The organism is Modestobacter sp. SYSU DS0904, assembly GCF_054051115.1.
This window is the reverse complement of the sequence record NZ_JBJHAQ010000043.1, coordinates 17,072-30,741: the sequence shown is the minus strand read 5'-3', so window position 1 is coordinate 30,741 and position 13,670 is coordinate 17,072. Positions and strand designations below refer to the sequence as shown.

15 protein-coding genes are annotated in these 13,670 nt (G+C 74.6%); 6 read left to right on the top strand and 9 right to left on the bottom strand.

Features of this window, described 5'->3' with window-relative positions; genetic code table 11:
• Nucleotides 1-122: 122 nt before the first annotated feature.
• The 4 genes from ACI79U_RS19180 to ACI79U_RS19165 are packed head-to-tail and all read right to left on the bottom strand — an operon-like array spanning nucleotide 123 to nucleotide 3,802.
• Complete coding sequence (locus ACI79U_RS19180; RefSeq protein ID WP_457071039.1) at nucleotides 123-878, bottom strand: decaprenylphospho-beta-D-erythro-pentofuranosid-2-ulose 2-reductase; 756 nt, start codon at nucleotides 876-878, stop codon at nucleotides 123-125.
• Complete coding sequence (locus tag ACI79U_RS19175) at nucleotides 875-2,254, bottom strand: FAD-binding protein (protein WP_457071037.1); 1,380 nt, start codon at nucleotides 2,252-2,254, stop codon at nucleotides 875-877. Before ACI79U_RS19175 ends, ACI79U_RS19180 begins: the two co-directional genes overlap by 4 nt.
• Nucleotides 2,247-3,245 carry a decaprenyl-phosphate phosphoribosyltransferase gene (locus tag ACI79U_RS19170; RefSeq protein WP_457071035.1) on the bottom strand — a complete coding sequence of 333 codons (999 nt, stop codon included), beginning with the start codon at nucleotides 3,243-3,245 and terminating at the stop codon, nucleotides 2,247-2,249. Before ACI79U_RS19170 ends, ACI79U_RS19175 begins: the two co-directional genes overlap by 8 nt.
• A 2-nt stretch (nucleotides 3,246-3,247) precedes the next feature.
• On the bottom strand, nucleotides 3,248-3,802 hold the full coding sequence (locus ACI79U_RS19165) for a phosphatase PAP2 family protein (protein WP_457071033.1): 555 nt from the start codon (nucleotides 3,800-3,802) through the stop codon (nucleotides 3,248-3,250).
• A gap of 83 nt (nucleotides 3,803-3,885) precedes the next feature.
• Here ACI79U_RS19165 and ACI79U_RS19160 point away from each other — a divergent pair, with 83 nt between their 5' ends.
• The 5 genes from ACI79U_RS19160 (at nucleotide 3,886) to ACI79U_RS19140 (ending at nucleotide 7,838) form a co-directional block, all read left to right on the top strand.
• Nucleotides 3,886-4,689 carry a TIGR03089 family protein gene (locus tag ACI79U_RS19160; RefSeq protein WP_457071031.1) on the top strand — a complete coding sequence of 268 codons (804 nt, stop codon included), beginning with the start codon at nucleotides 3,886-3,888 and terminating at the stop codon, nucleotides 4,687-4,689.
• A gap of 29 nt (nucleotides 4,690-4,718) precedes the next feature.
• Nucleotides 4,719-5,528 (top strand): CoA transferase subunit A, encoded by an 810-nt coding sequence (locus ACI79U_RS19155; RefSeq protein WP_457071029.1) that lies wholly within the window; start codon nucleotides 4,719-4,721, stop codon nucleotides 5,526-5,528.
• A 2-nt stretch (nucleotides 5,529-5,530) separates the two neighbouring features.
• Nucleotides 5,531-6,199, top strand: coding sequence for a 3-oxoacid CoA-transferase subunit B (locus ACI79U_RS19150; RefSeq protein WP_457071027.1), 669 nt, complete (start codon nucleotides 5,531-5,533; stop codon nucleotides 6,197-6,199).
• A gap of 139 nt (nucleotides 6,200-6,338) precedes the next feature.
• Nucleotides 6,339-7,160: a DUF1028 domain-containing protein gene (locus ACI79U_RS19145; protein WP_457071025.1), complete on the top strand. Its 822-nt coding sequence runs from the start codon at nucleotides 6,339-6,341 to the stop codon at nucleotides 7,158-7,160.
• Nucleotides 7,161-7,202: 42 nt separating this feature from the next.
• Nucleotides 7,203-7,838 carry a class I SAM-dependent methyltransferase gene (locus ACI79U_RS19140; protein WP_457071022.1) on the top strand — a complete coding sequence of 212 codons (636 nt, stop codon included), beginning with the start codon at nucleotides 7,203-7,205 and terminating at the stop codon, nucleotides 7,836-7,838.
• Here the strand turns inward: ACI79U_RS19140 and ACI79U_RS19135 are convergent.
• From ACI79U_RS19135 to ACI79U_RS19115, 5 genes are all read right to left on the bottom strand, one after another.
• The gene (locus ACI79U_RS19135) at nucleotides 7,793-9,025 is read right to left on the bottom strand and encodes a glycosyltransferase 87 family protein (RefSeq protein ID WP_457071020.1); all 1,233 of its coding nucleotides are present in this window, start codon (nucleotides 9,023-9,025) and stop codon (nucleotides 7,793-7,795) included. The two genes, ACI79U_RS19140 and ACI79U_RS19135, sit on opposite strands and share 46 nt — an antisense overlap.
• Before the next feature lie 142 nt (nucleotides 9,026-9,167).
• Complete coding sequence (locus ACI79U_RS19130) at nucleotides 9,168-10,322, bottom strand: acyl-CoA dehydrogenase family protein (protein WP_457071018.1); 1,155 nt, start codon at nucleotides 10,320-10,322, stop codon at nucleotides 9,168-9,170.
• Between the two features lie 116 nt (nucleotides 10,323-10,438).
• A complete protein-coding gene (purE, locus tag ACI79U_RS19125; RefSeq protein WP_457071016.1) occupies nucleotides 10,439-10,951 on the bottom strand; it encodes a 5-(carboxyamino)imidazole ribonucleotide mutase in 513 nt (170 codons plus the stop codon).
• 4 nt (nucleotides 10,952-10,955) lie between these two features.
• Nucleotides 10,956-12,254, bottom strand: a complete 1,299-nt coding sequence (locus tag ACI79U_RS19120) for a 5-(carboxyamino)imidazole ribonucleotide synthase (protein WP_457071015.1) — start codon at nucleotides 12,252-12,254, stop codon at nucleotides 10,956-10,958.
• The gene (locus tag ACI79U_RS19115) at nucleotides 12,251-12,952 is read right to left on the bottom strand and encodes a GDSL-type esterase/lipase family protein (protein ID WP_457071013.1); all 702 of its coding nucleotides are present in this window, start codon (nucleotides 12,950-12,952) and stop codon (nucleotides 12,251-12,253) included. Before ACI79U_RS19115 ends, ACI79U_RS19120 begins: the two co-directional genes overlap by 4 nt.
• 231 nt (nucleotides 12,953-13,183) lie before the next feature.
• Between ACI79U_RS19115 and ACI79U_RS19110 the strand changes: the two genes are divergently transcribed.
• On the top strand, nucleotides 13,184-13,663 hold the full coding sequence (locus tag ACI79U_RS19110) for a GtrA family protein (RefSeq protein WP_457071010.1): 480 nt from the start codon (nucleotides 13,184-13,186) through the stop codon (nucleotides 13,661-13,663).
• Nucleotides 13,664-13,670 lie beyond the last annotated feature (7 nt).

Below are 13,670 nucleotides of genomic sequence, written 5' to 3'. Positions count from 1 at the left end.
GAAATGGTTTACGCACCCCTGCACCCCCGCCCGGTCCCCGATGTCGGCGTTTGGGCCACGGGCGCCGAAGGGGTCGGGAACGACTTAGGGGCGGAGGGGGCCACTTCGGCGCGAAAGGGCGGTCAGATGGGGAGGCGGCGGAACAGCGGGCGCGGCACGTGCCGCAGGCCGCTCATCACCCAGCGCATGAGGCCGGGCACCCAGACGGTGTGCTGGCCCGCGCGGATCCCGGTGACGATGGCCTCGGCGACGGCCTCCGGGGTCGTCGCCAGCGGGGCGTCGTCCATCCCCTCGGTCATCTTCGAGCGCACGAAGCCCGGCCGGACGACGAGCACCGAGACCCCGGTGCCGACCAGCGAGTCGGCCAGCCCGGAGTAGAAGGCGTCCAGCCCGGCCTTGGTGGAGCCGTAGACGAAGTTCGACGCCCGCGGCCGCTCCCCCGCCACCGAGGACAGCGCGACGATGACGCCGTGCCCCTGCCGGCGCAGCTGGTTGGCCAGCTCGGTGCCGACCACCGTGGGCGCGACGTAGTTGACCTGGGCCAGCCGGGCCACGGCCGCCGGGTCGGTGCGCAGCTGGTCGGCGTCCCCGAGCAGCCCGAAGGCGACCACCGCGACGTCGATGTCGCCGCCGGCCGCCGCCTCGGCGACCATCCGGCCCGGTGACGCGGGGTCGTCGGCGTCGAAGTCGACGACCTGCACCTGCGCCCCCGCGGCGGTGAGCTCCGCGGCGACGGCGCTGCGGCGCGGGGTGTCCCGCGCGGCGACGACGACCCGCAGCGGCCGCTCCGCGAGGTACCGGCGGGCGGTGGCCACCGCGATGTCGGAGGTGCCGCCGACGAGCAGCAGCGAACTGGGCGAACCGAGGGCGTCGATCACAGTGCGAGCCTCCTGGCCAGGTCGGAGGTGAAGACGCCGTCCGGGTCGACCCGCTTGCGCACGGCCCGGAAGTCGTCGATGCGGTCGTACATCTGCTCGAAGGTCTCCGGGCGCACCCGGGAGTCCTTGGCCAGGTAGGTCCGCCCCGCGGCCCCGACGACGACCTCGTCGAGGGAGTCCAGCAGGCCGGCCAGCCCCTTCATCACCGGGATGTCCAGCGCCAGCGTCCAGCCGGGCGAGGGGTAGGACAGCATGCCCGGGTTGCCCGGGCCGAACCGCTTGAGGACGGCGAGGAAGGACGCCGTCCCGAAGGAGCTGAGCCGGCCCAGCACCTCGCGCATCGCCTCCTCCTGCCCGAACGGCACGGTGACCTGGTACTGCACGAAGCCGCGGGGGCCGTAGATGCGGTTCCAGCCACCCACGGCGTCGAGCGGGTGGAAGAAGGTCGGGATGCTCTGCAGCTGGTCGCGCTTGCGCGCGGGCGCCTTGCGGTACCAGACCTCGTTGAACGCCGCGACCGTCGCCAGGTTCAGCAGGCCGGGCGGGAAGACGTCGGGCACGGAGGCCTTGACCGAGCCGTGGTACTTCAGCGGGTCGGCACGGCGCTTGGCCGGCAGCTCGTCGAGCGTGGCGAACCGGCCCCGGGTCACCACCGAGCGGCCCATCCGCCTGCCCTTGGCGAGGGTGTCGATCCAGGCCACCGAGTACTCGTACAGGTGGTCGGTCTCGGCCAGCAGCGTCATCAGCGAGTCGAGGTCGGGCGTGCGGTCGGTGTCGACCAGGCAGCGCGAGGTCTCGATCGCCTTCAGCTGCACCTGCGCCCGCAGGATCACGCCGGTCAGGCCCATGCCGCCGACGGTGGCCCAGAACAGGTCGGCGTCGGACTCGGGGGTGACCCGGCGGACCTCCCCGTCGGCGGTGAGCAGGTCGATCCACCGGACGTGCTGGCCGAAGCTGCCGGCGACGTGGTGGTTCTTGCCGTGGATGTCGGCGGCGATGGCCCCGCCCACGGTCACCAGCCGGGTGCCCGGCGTCACCGGGACGAAGAACCCCTGCGGCACGAACCGGTTCATCAGCTCGTCGAGGGAGATGCCGGCCTCGACGTCGACCAGACCGGTGTCGAGGTCGGCCTGCAGCACCTGGTTCGACGCCGTCATGTCGAGCACGTGGCCACCGGCGTTCTGCGCCGCGTCGCCGTAGCTGCGGGCCAGGCCGCGGGCCACGACGCCACGGCCCCCGGCCCCCTGCCCACCGGCCGCCGCCAGCACCGCGCGGACGTCGTCGTCGCCCCGGACCGGGGTCAGCACGGCCGGGGTCGGCGCGGTGCGCCCCCAGCCGTTGAGGAGCGTGGTCCCAGGGAGCAGGGCGTCAGGCACTGAAGACCCCCACCCCGACGATGAGCACCCAGAGGGCGCCGAGGACCAGCAGGACACGGTCGCGCATCACGATCTCCTCCGGGGCCCCGGCGGACCCCTTGTCGACGTCCCGGGCGTACCGCAGGATCGCCAGCACGAACGGCGCGATCGAGATGGTCGCCCAGGGGATGCCGTCCTGGTCCCGCACCATCTCGAAGGCCCACAGGCTGTAGGCGGTCACCGCGACGCCGGCCGAGAGGCTCCAGACGAAGCGCAGGTAGCTCGCCGAGTACTCCCGCAGGGTCTTGCGGGTGGCCGCCTCGTCGCCGACCAGGACCAGCTCCGAGTACCGCTTGCCGGCCACCATGAACAGCGAGCCGAACGCGGCGACCAGCAGGAACCACTGGGACAGGAACAACCCGGCCGCCACCCCGCCGGCGATGCCGCGCAGCAGGAAGCCGGAGGCCACCACCGCCAGGTCGATGACCGGCTGGTTCTTCAGGAACAGGCAGTAGGCCAGCTGGATGACCACGTAGGACCCCAGCACCGCGGCCAGCGCCGGGCGGGTCAGCAGCACCGCCGTGACCAGCGCGACGGCGAAGAGCACCAGGGCGAGGGCGACCGCGAGCGGACGCGGCACGAGCCCGGCGGCGATCGGCCGGTACCGCTTCTTCGGGTGCCGGCGGTCCTCCTCGACGTCGATCGAGTCGTTGACCAGGTAGACGCCGGAGGCGGACACGCAGAACAGCAGGAAGGCGACGATCGTCGGCACGAGGACGTCGGGGTCGAAGACCCGCCCGGCCGCCAGCGGGGCGGCGAACACCAGCACGTTCTTCAGCCACTGCCGGGGACGCAGCGCGCGGACGAGGCCCCAGGGGCGGGAGCCGCGCAGGCCCGGTGTCCGCGGGGGCGGTGGCACCGTCGCCGGGCCGGTGTCCCCGGGGGGCGGCGCGACGGCCGGGCCGGCGGCCGGGGCCTCGCGCAAGGGGGGCTGCTCGCTGTGCGCGCTCACGGTCACGCCTTCCTGCTGGCGGTCGGGGCCATGCGATCCGCCGGGACCATGCGACGCCGGACGGCGGTGGCCACCCCGGCACCCAACGCGGCGCCGGTGAGGACGTCGGAGGGGTAGTGCACCCCGAGCAGCACGCGGGACACCAGCATGGCACCGGTCACCCCGGCCATGACCGGGCGTCCCAGCATGGGGCCGAACCCCACGGCCGCCGCTGCCGTCGAGCAGCTGTGCGCGCTCGGGAACGACAGCCGGCTGGGGGTGGCGACCAGGGCCGGGACGTCGTCCAGCGCCGGACGCACCCGGCGGACCACCCGCTTCACGACCACGCCGGCCGCGTGGGCGGCGACCACCCCGGTCATGCCCGCGGCCCAGTCGTCCCGGCGGCGGCCGGAGAGCCAGCCGACCGCCCCGATGGCCAGCCAGCCCAGGGCGTGCTCACCGAAGTGGGAGAGCCCGCGGGCGACGGGGACGGCCGGGGTGTCGCCCAGTGCCCTCCGGGTGGAGCGGAGCAGGCCGTGGTCGAACCCGGCCAGGGCGGTACCGGCAGTTGCGCTCATCGAGGAACGACTGTAGCCATGCCCACCCCCCGCCGAACGTGCACCGGAGGAGAGCTTCGTCGCGCAGCTGCCACCCTGGTGCCGTGCCCCCCACCGGATCACCGACCCCCGCCGACCTGCTCACCGCCACCCTCGGCCGCTCCCCGGCGACGCCGCTGCTCACCTACTACGACGACGTCTCGGGCGAGCGCACCGAGCTGTCCGGCACCACCCTGGCCAACTGGGTGGCCAAGACGGCCAACCTGCTCCAGGAGGAGTTCGACGTCGGCCCCGGGAGCACGGTGGCGGTGTCCCTGCCGGTGCACTGGCAGACCGCGGCGGTGCTGCTGGGCGTCTGGAGCTGCGGAGCCGCGGTGCTCGAGACCGCGGTCGAGGACGACGACCAGCTGACCGGGGCCGACGTCGTGCTCGCCGCCCAGGACCGGCTGCCGCCGCTGGAGGAGCAGGACCTGCCCGAGCTGCTGGGCCTCTCGCTGCACCCGCTGGGCATGGGGATGACCGGCTACGCCGGCCCCGCCCGCGACTTCGCGCTGGAGGTGCGCGGGCACGGCGACGTCTTCACCCCGTGGCAGCCGGTCGACGCCGCCCGGCCGGGCCTGCTCGCCGGCGCCGTCCAGCTCACCCTCGGCCAGCTGAACCGGACCGCCGAGGAGCTCGCCGCCCGGCTGGGCCTGGTCGCCGGCGACCGGGTCCTGGTCGACGAGCGCACGGCGACCGAGGCCGGCCCGGTGGCCTGGCTGCTGGCGCCGCTGGCGGCCGGCGCGTCCCTGGTGCTCTGCCGGGACCCGGATCCCGCCCGGCTGCAGGGCCGGGCGGAGACCGAGCGGGTCACCGCTACGCTCGGCACGAAGCTCGACGGGATCCGCGAGCTGGGCCGCCCCGTCTGACACATCGCCGGCCCAGCCGACGAGAGACGGTGGTCAGCCGCATGGACAAGGTCGTCCCCAGCGCACGTGAGGCCGTTGCCGACATCCCCTCCGGCGCCACGCTGGCCGTGGGCGGGTTCGGCCTCTGCGGGGTGCCGATCGCGCTGATCGAGGCCCTGCTGGAGCAGGGCGCCGACCGGCTCACCACGATCAGCAACAACTGCGGCGTCGACGACCAGGCGCTGGGCGTGCTGCTCTACGCCGGGCGGATCGCCAAGACGATCAGCTCCTTCGTCGGCGGCAACAAGGAGCTCGCCCGGCTCTACCTGTCCGGCCAGCTGGAGGTCGAGCTGACCCCGCAGGGCTCGCTGGCGGAGCGGCTGCGCGCCGGCGGCACCGGTATCCCGGCCTTCTACACCCCGACCGGGGTGGGCACGCTGGTCGCCGACGGCGGCATCCCGGTGCGCTACGACGCCGACGGCAACGTCGTGGAGACCAGCCCGCCGAAGGAGACCCGCCGGTTCGGCGACACCGACTACGTGCTGGAGACGGCGCTGACCGCCGACTTCGCCCTGGTCCGCGCCGCGGTGGGCGACCGGCACGGCAACCTGGTGTTCCGCGAGTCGGCGCGCAACTTCAACCCGCTGGCCGCGATGGCCGGCCGGGTGACGATCGCCGAGGTCGAGCGGCTGGTCGAACCGGGGCAGATCCCACCCGAGGCGGTGCACCTGCCCGGGGTGTTCGTGCAGCGGGTCGTGGCCGTGGGCGCGGCCGGCAAGAAGATCGAGAAGCGCACCACCCGCCCCCGTCCGAGCGCGGCCTCCCCCGCCGCTGCCGGCACCGAGACCACGGAGGCCTGACCATGGCGCTCACCCGCGACCAGCTCGCCGCCCGCGTCGCCGCCGACCTGCGCGACGGGCAGTACGTCAACCTCGGCATCGGCATGCCCACCCTGGTGCCCAACCACGTCCCCGACGGCGTGCACGTGGTGCTGCAGAGCGAGAACGGCATCCTCGGCGTCGGCCCCTACCCCTTCGAGGGCGAGGAGGACGCCGACCTGATCAACGCCGGCAAGGAGACGGTCACCGTCCTGCCCGGCGCCAGCTACTTCGACTCCGCGCTGTCCTTCGGCATGATCCGCGGCCACTCCATCGACCTCGCCGTCCTGGGCGCGATGCAGGTCAGCGCCGCCGGCGACCTGGCCAACTGGCTCATCCCCGGGAAGATGGTCAACGGCATGGGCGGCGCCATGGACCTGGTCCACGGCGCCCGCGAGGTCGTCGTGATGATGGAGCACACCGCCCGCGACGGGTCGGCGAAGATCGTCGCGGAGTGCTCGCTGCCGCTCACCGGCAAGGCGTGCGTCGACCGGATCGTCACCGACCTCGCGGTCATCGACGTCACCCCCACCGGGCTGGTGCTGCGCGAGACCGCCCCCGGGGTCAGCGCCGCCGACGTCGTGGCCGCCACCGACGCACCGCTGGAGGTCCCCGCCGACGTCCCGGTGATGTCCCTCCCGGCGGGCGTGTGAGAAAGGTGGAAGGACCCCCTTCCTCCCCACCCTTCGCAGGCTCAGGGCGGGCCCCTGGAAGGGGGCCTCTCCCCCACGCCTCGCACGCTCGGCGCGGGCCCCTGCAGCGGTGCCGTACCCGCCGCAGGAACGAGAGCCGATGACCTTCTCCGTCATCGCCCGGGACCCGGGCACCGGGGACCTGGGCATCGCGGTCTCCTCCTGCATCCTCGCCGTCGGCCGGGCCGTCCCGACCGTGCGGCCCGGGGTGGGGGTGGTGGCGGTGCAGGCCCGCAGCCGGCGGGGGCTGGGCACCTCGCTGATGGCCGGCCTGGCGGCGGGCACCTCCCCGCAGGACCTGGTGCGGCACGCCTCGCACGCCGCCGAGGACGTCGACCGGCAGATCGCGGTGCTCGACGCCACCGGACGGGTCGCCGCGGACACCGGGCGCGGGTCGCTGCCGGCCAGCGGGCACCTGCTCGGTGACGGGTTCAGCGTGCAGGGCAACATGCTCACCTCCCCCGACGTGCTGCCGGCGATGTCGGCCGCCTTCGGCTCCGCCGGCGGGCCGCTCGCCGACCGGCTGCTGGCCGCGCTGACCGCGGGCCAGGACGCCGGCGGCGACCTGCGCGGTCGGCAGTCGGCCGCCCTGCTCGTCGTCGGCGGGGAGCCGGCCACCGAGGACGACGACGGGGTGCGGATCGACCTGCGGGTCGACGACTCCGGCGACCCGGTGGCCCAGCTCCGGATGCTGCGGAACCTGCAGCGCGCCTACGACGAGCGCGACTACGAGACCCTCGCCGTGTTCGCCCCGGAGGGCGCGCGCGACCTGTACGCGGCGCTGGCCGCCTCCCGCCGCGGCGACCGCGCGGCCGCCCGCAGCGCGCTGGAGGCGGTGCGCACCCGGCCGGGCTGGGCGACCTGGCTGGCGTCGATGGCCGGTGACTCCCGGTTGTCGGCGGTCTCCCGGCTGCTCGACTGAGACCCGGCGCGCCGGGTGCCTCCGATCGGGGAGGATGGGCCGATGCCGACGCCTGAGCCCACATCCCGACCTGGCCCGCCGGCGGACACCGCGGGGGCCGAGTACACCGCCCGGCTGTCCCGGCTGGCCGGGCAGTCGTGGAAGCAGCGGCTGGACGTGCAACGGCCCTACCGCTGGAACCTGCGCCGGCTCAACCTCGGCCGCACCCTGGACCTGGGCTGCGGGCTGGGGCGGAACCTGGCACACCTGGACGGCAACGGCGTCGGCATCGACCACAACCCCTCGTCGGTGGCGGCGGCGCGCGCCCGCGGGCTGGTCGCCTTCACCAACGAGGAGTTCCCGCAGACCCGGTACGCCGTCCCCGGGGCGTTCGACTCGCTGCTCGCCGCCCACCTGGTCGAGCACATCGACCGCGAGCTGGCGCTGCGCCTGCTGCGCGACCACCTCCGGTACGTCCGCCCCGGTGGCCGGGTGGTGCTCATCTGCCCCCAGGAGCGCGGCTACGCCTCCGACGAGACGCACGTGCGGTTCGTCGACTTCGCCGGTCTTGCGGACCTGTGCCGGGAGCTGGGGCTGACGGTGGAGCGCCGGTGGTCCTTCCCGTTCCCGCGCTGGGCCGGGCGGTTCTTCACCTACAACGAGTTCGTGCTGCTCGCCCGGGTGCCCGCCGGCGGCTGATCCGGCCCAACCTCAGCGGGCTGCGGCGCCCGCGGCCGCCGCAGCGCCGTGCCGGCCAGGACCACCAGGAGTGCGAGGAGGGCCACCCCGGCGCGGACGCCGTAGCTCAGCGGCCCGGCCGGGGCCGGCGGGACGAACTCCGCGAGCAACGGCAGCAGGCAGGGCCACATCAGCCAGCCGCGACGCACCAGCGCGTCGGGCCGGGTGACCAGGACGAGAGCCGGGATGGCGAACAACGCGTAGTGGTCCCAGGCGACCGAGGAGGCCACGGTGGTCGTGAGCACGACCAACGTGCCCGACTCCACGACCCGGGTCGTCGGGTCACCTGGCCGGTGCCAGCGGACGACGGCGGCGCCGAGGCCGAGCAGCGCCACGGCGGCCCTGGCAGCGAGTGACCAGGGTTCCCCGACCCCGAGGCCGCGCAGCACCCCTGACAGCGAGGCGTCGACGCCGAGGAACGGGGTCGGGGGGCCACCGAGCAGGCGCGGGAGCGCTGTGCCGAGCAACTGCCCGCGGTCGGGCATCAGCGCCAGCGCCAGGGCGGACAGCACCACCGGGACCACCACCGCCCAGCCGACCGCCCGCCACCGGCGGGCGAGCAACGGGAGCAGCACCAGGCCGACGAGGATCGGCTTGACCGCGACGGTCAGGCCGAGGAGCAGCCCGAACCGGGTCCAGCGCCGGTCGGCGGCCCAGCGGTAGAGCAGCGGGAGCGCAGCCAGCGCGACGAACTCGGTGTTGGCGCCGTAGACGAGAGCCCCGCCGGGGAGGCTGATCAGCGCCCCGACCAGGACGGTGGGCGCCAACCAGTCCGGCGCCGCCGGGTTCAGCAGCCGCACCGACGCGGTGACCACCCAGACGATCGCCAGCCCGGCCGCCAGGGCGCCCCCGGCCACGACGAGGGAGCCGGGCAGCAGCGCGAGAGGAGCCGCCAGCAGCGCGGCGCTGGGCAGGTAGAGGAAGAACGGGTCGTCGTAGACCGGCTGCCCGTCGAGCAGGTGCTGGCCGGCCACCAGCACGACGCCCAGGTCGAAACCCGCCCGTGCACCTTGGACGACCCGCAGTGCGAGCAGCAGTCCCACGCTGACCCACAGCGCCCGGAGCAAGCCGTCGCCCAGCCCGGCGCGGCGCATGGTCGAGGACCGCGCAGGACGATCGAGGGTGGTGGACAGGGACCAGACCTGCATGGCCGCTCCTGTGGGCCGGCCGGCCGGCCTGACGGCAGGCGAGTCCCCGGCCTGCTGCTGACCGGATCGAAACGGCTCTGCCCACTCGAGGCCGGCGCGACACCTGAAGCGCCGGTGACCTCGCACACCGCGGGCGGGGCCGCTACCGGAGCAGGCTGCGGGCGATCACCATGCGCTGCACCTGGTTGGTGCCCTCGTAGATCTGGGTGATCTTCGCGTCGCGCATCATCCGCTCGACCGGGAAGTCCTGGGTGTACCCCGCCCCGCCGAAGAGCTGGACGGCGTCGGTGGTCACCTGCATCGCGACGTCGGAGGCGAAGGCCTTGGCCGCGGCGGACACCCGGGTGACGTCGGGACGCCCCTGGTCCCCGGCGGCCGCGGCCACGTACACCAGGTGCCGGGCGGCCTGCACCTTCATGTCCATGTCGGCGAGCATGAACTGCACGCCCTGGAAGTCGGCGACCGCGGACCCGAACTGGCGACGCTCCTTGGTGTAGGCCACCGCGGCGTCCAGCGCGCCCTGCGCGACCCCGACGGCCTGCGCGCCGATGGTCGGCCGGGTGACGTCGAGGGTGCGCAGCGCGGTCTTGAACCCGGTGCCGGGCTCGCCGACGATGCGGTCGGCCGGGATGGTGCAGTCGGTGAAGTACAGCTCGCAGGTGGGCGAGCCCTTGATGCCCATCTTCTTCTCCTTGGGCCCTACCGCGAAGCCCGGGTCGTCGCGGTGCACGACGAACGCGGAGATGCCGTTGGCCCCCTTCTCCGGGTCGGTGACGGCCATGACCGTGAACCACTCGGAGACGCTGGCGTTGGTGATCCACGCCTTCGTCCCGTTGAGCACCCAGCTGTCGCCCTCGAGCCGGGCCCGGGTGCGCATCGCGGCGGCGTCGGAACCGGCCTCCCGCTCGGACAGGCCGTAGCTGATCATCGCGTCGCCGGCGGCGATGGAGGGCAGCACCAGCTGCTTGAGCTCCTCGGACGCGGCCAGGATCACCGGCACCGAGCCGAGCTTGTTGACCGCGGGGATCAGCGAGGCGCTGACGTCGACCCGGGCCACCTCCTCGATGACGATGCAGGTGGCGATCGCGTCGGCGCCCTCGCCGCCGTACGCCTCGGGCAGGTGGGTGGCGTGGAAACCGGCCGCGGTGAGCGCCTTCTGCGCCTCGACCGGGTAGCGCGACTCGGCGTCGACCTCGGCGGCGAACGGCGCGATCTCGCGTGAGGCGATCTCCCGGACCGCCTCCCGGATCGCCTCGTGCTCCTCGGTCAGCGCGTACAGGCCAGCGTTGTTACCCACGAGTAGATGCTAAGCCCGCCGCACCCCGGCGGGAAGCAACCTCACCCCTCCTCGCCGACGTGGCCACGTCGACGACAGGCCGCGCCATTGTGGCCACTTCGGCGCGGAGGGAGGGGTCAGGCGGGGTCGAAGCGGTCCTGCAGCGCGTCGTCCCGGGCGACGACGGACGCGGCCAGGTCGGCCTGGAACCGCTCGACCCGCGCCCGCAGCGCGTCGTCGCCGGCGGCCAGGATGCGGACGGCGAGCAGCCCGGCGTTGCGGCCCCCACCGATCGACACCGTCGCCACCGGGACGCCGGCCGGCATCTGCACGATGGACAGCAGGCTGTCCAGCCCGTCGAGGCGGTCCAGCGGCCGGGGCACGCCGATCACCGGCAGCGGGGTGGCCGCGGCGACCATCCCCGGCAGGTGCGCTGCTCCCCCGGCGCCGGCCACGACCACCCGCAGCCCCCGCCCGGCCGCGGACTCCGCGTAGTCGAGCATCCGGCGCGGGGTGCGGTGGGCGGAGACGACGTGCGCCTCCCACGGCACCTCGAACTCGTCCAGCGCCTGGGCGGCGGGCTCCATCATCGGCCAGTCGGAGTCGCTGCCCATGACGATGCCGACGATCGGGTCGCTGCTGGGTGCCATGCGGTCAGTGCTCCGGGTGGTCGGCGGCGGGGTGGTCGGCGGCGGGGTGGTCGGCGGGGTGATCGGCCGCGGGGTGGTCGGCGAAGGCGAAGGCGGGGTCGACCACGCCGTCGGCGAGGTAGCGGGCAGCGGCGACCGCGCGGGCCCGGACCTCGGCGAGGTCCTCCCCCAGCGCGGTGACGTGCCCGAGCTTGCGGCCGCGGCGCTGGCCCTTGCCGTACCAGTGCAGCTTCACGTCCGGCCAGTGCGCCATCAGGTGGTGCACCCGCTCGTCGAGCCCCGGCCCGGACCAGTCGTCGGCCGAGGCGTCGCCGCCGAGCACGTTGGCCATCACGACCACCGGGGCGGTCATCGCCGTGGAGCCCAGCGGGTAGTCCAGGACGGCGCGCAGGTGCTGCTCGAACTGGCTGGTGCGGGCGCCCTCGATGGTCCAGTGCCCGGAGTTGTGCGGCCGCATGGCCAGCTCGTTGACCAGCACTCCCCCGGCGGTCTCGAACAGCTCGACGGCGAGCATGCCGACGACGCCGAGGGCGTCGGCGATCCGGACGGCGAGTTCCTGGGCCGCGGTGGCCTTCTCCTCGCTCAGTCCCGGCGCCGGGGCGTACACCTCGTTGCAGACGCCGTCGCGCTGCACCGTCTCCACCACCGGCCAGACCGCGACCTGACCGAACGGGGAGCGGGCCACCTGGGCGGACAGCTCCCGGGTCATCGCGACCCGTTCCTCGGCGAGGAGGGTGCCGTGCCGCTCGAGCAGGTCGGCGACCTGGTCGGGTCCGGACACCACGAAGACGCCCTTGCCGTCGTAGCCGCCGCGCGGGGTCTTCAGCACCACCGGCCAGCCGACCTGCTCGGCGAACGCGGCGGCGTCGTGCACGGTGCGCACCTCGGCCCAGGCCGGCTGCGGCTCACCGGCGGCGGCCAGCGCCCGGCGGAGCACCAGCTTGTCCTGGGCGTGCACCAGCGCGGCGGGCCCCGGGGCCACCCGGTGACCGGCGTCCTCGAGCGCGCGGAGGTGCTCGGTGGGCACGTGCTCGTGGTCGAAGGTGACCACGGTGGCGCCCTCGGCGAGGCGACGCAGGTCGGCGAGCTCCCGGTGGTCACCCAGCTGGACGTCGGCGGCCACCAGCGCGGCGGACTCGGCCGCGTCGGCGGCGAGGACACGCACGGACTGGCCGAGCGCGACGGCCGCCTGGTGGGTCATCCGGGACAGCTGGCCGCCGCCGACCATCGCCACCACCGGCAGGCCGGTCCGGGGGTCCAGCGCCGCGCCGGGAGACGGGCGGGTGGCTCCGGTGCCGCTCACCGGTCCTCGCCGTAGAGCACGGCGGCCCGGATCCGGGTGCCCACCAGGTCGACGACCCCGGCCGAGGGGTGGATGCCGTCCGCCGAGGTGCCCGGCAGGTAGCCGCCGCCGTCGCCGATCCCCTCCCACGGGTCGACGAACTGCCAGCCCTGCTGCTGCGCGAGCTCGGCCAGCCGCCGGTTGAAGTCGATCGCGGCGTCCGGGTGGGAGTCCAGCGGCGGGATGGCGGCCAGGACGACGTCCGGGATGCCGGCCTCGGCCGCCACCGCGACCAGGTTGGCCATCGCCTGGTCGGGGTCGAGACCGCGGATCACGTCGTTCGTGCCGCCCATCAGCACGAGGTGGTCGGCGTCCATCGGGTCGACGGCCGCGAGCATGTCCGCGGTCGTGGCGCCCGGGACCGCCCAGCCGTCGGCCAGCTCCAGCGGCTCGGTGGCGGTGGCGGTCACCCAGGTGCCCACGCCGGCGGTCGGACCGTCCAGCGGGATGGAGCCGGCGGTGATCGAGTCGCCGACGGCGGCGAACGTCTCGGGCTCGGACCCCGGCGGCAGGAAGCCCGGGGAGGAGGTGCCCGCCGGCGCGGACACCGCGCTGGGGCCACCGCTGGAGGAGGTGGCCGGCGCGCCGGTGGCCGGCGCGCTGGTGGTCGGCGGGGTGGAGCTCGCCGTGGCCGAGGGGGGCGTACTGGAGCTCTCCACCGCCCGCACCTGGTCACCGTCGCTGCCGGCGCAGCCGGCGAGAAGCCCGACCGCGGCCGCGCACGCCACGCCGGCGCGCACCGCACCTGGTCGTCTGCCCCGGCTCGCCGGGGTCCTGTTGTTCCGCCTCACGCCCCCATCCTCCCTTGCCCCGTCGAGAAGGACAGTCACCCACCGGTGTTCGCGTCGGCGATCGGCCGGCCGGGGCGGGCGCGCCTAGACTCGACGCTCGTGCGCCCTCCGCTCCCGACGTCCCGCTCGATCGGTGGCGCATGGCGGCTGCTGGTCAAGGAGATGGGCGCCTTCGGCGTGGTCGGGGCCGTCTGCCTGGTGATCGACCTGGGGCTGTTCCAGCTGTTGTACGCGCACGCCGACGTCGGCGCGGTCACGGCTCGGCTGGGCTCCACGCTGGTGTCGATGACCGTGGCGTACTTCGCCCACCGCCACTGGTCGTTCTCGCATCGCGCCCGCACCGGGTTCCGGCGGGAGTACGTGCTGTTCGTGGTGGTCAACGGCCTGACCCTGTTGCTGAACCTCGCCGTGGTGGCCCTGGTCCGCTACCCGCTGGGTCAGGAGGACGCGCTGGTGCTGCAGCTGGTCAACCTGGTCTCGATCGGGCTGGGCACGGTGCTGCGGTTCCTCTGCTACAAGAAGTGGGTGTTCCCGCCGGCCGAGACGGCCGTCGCGTCCGCTCCCAGCAGCGCCCGCTGACCGGTCG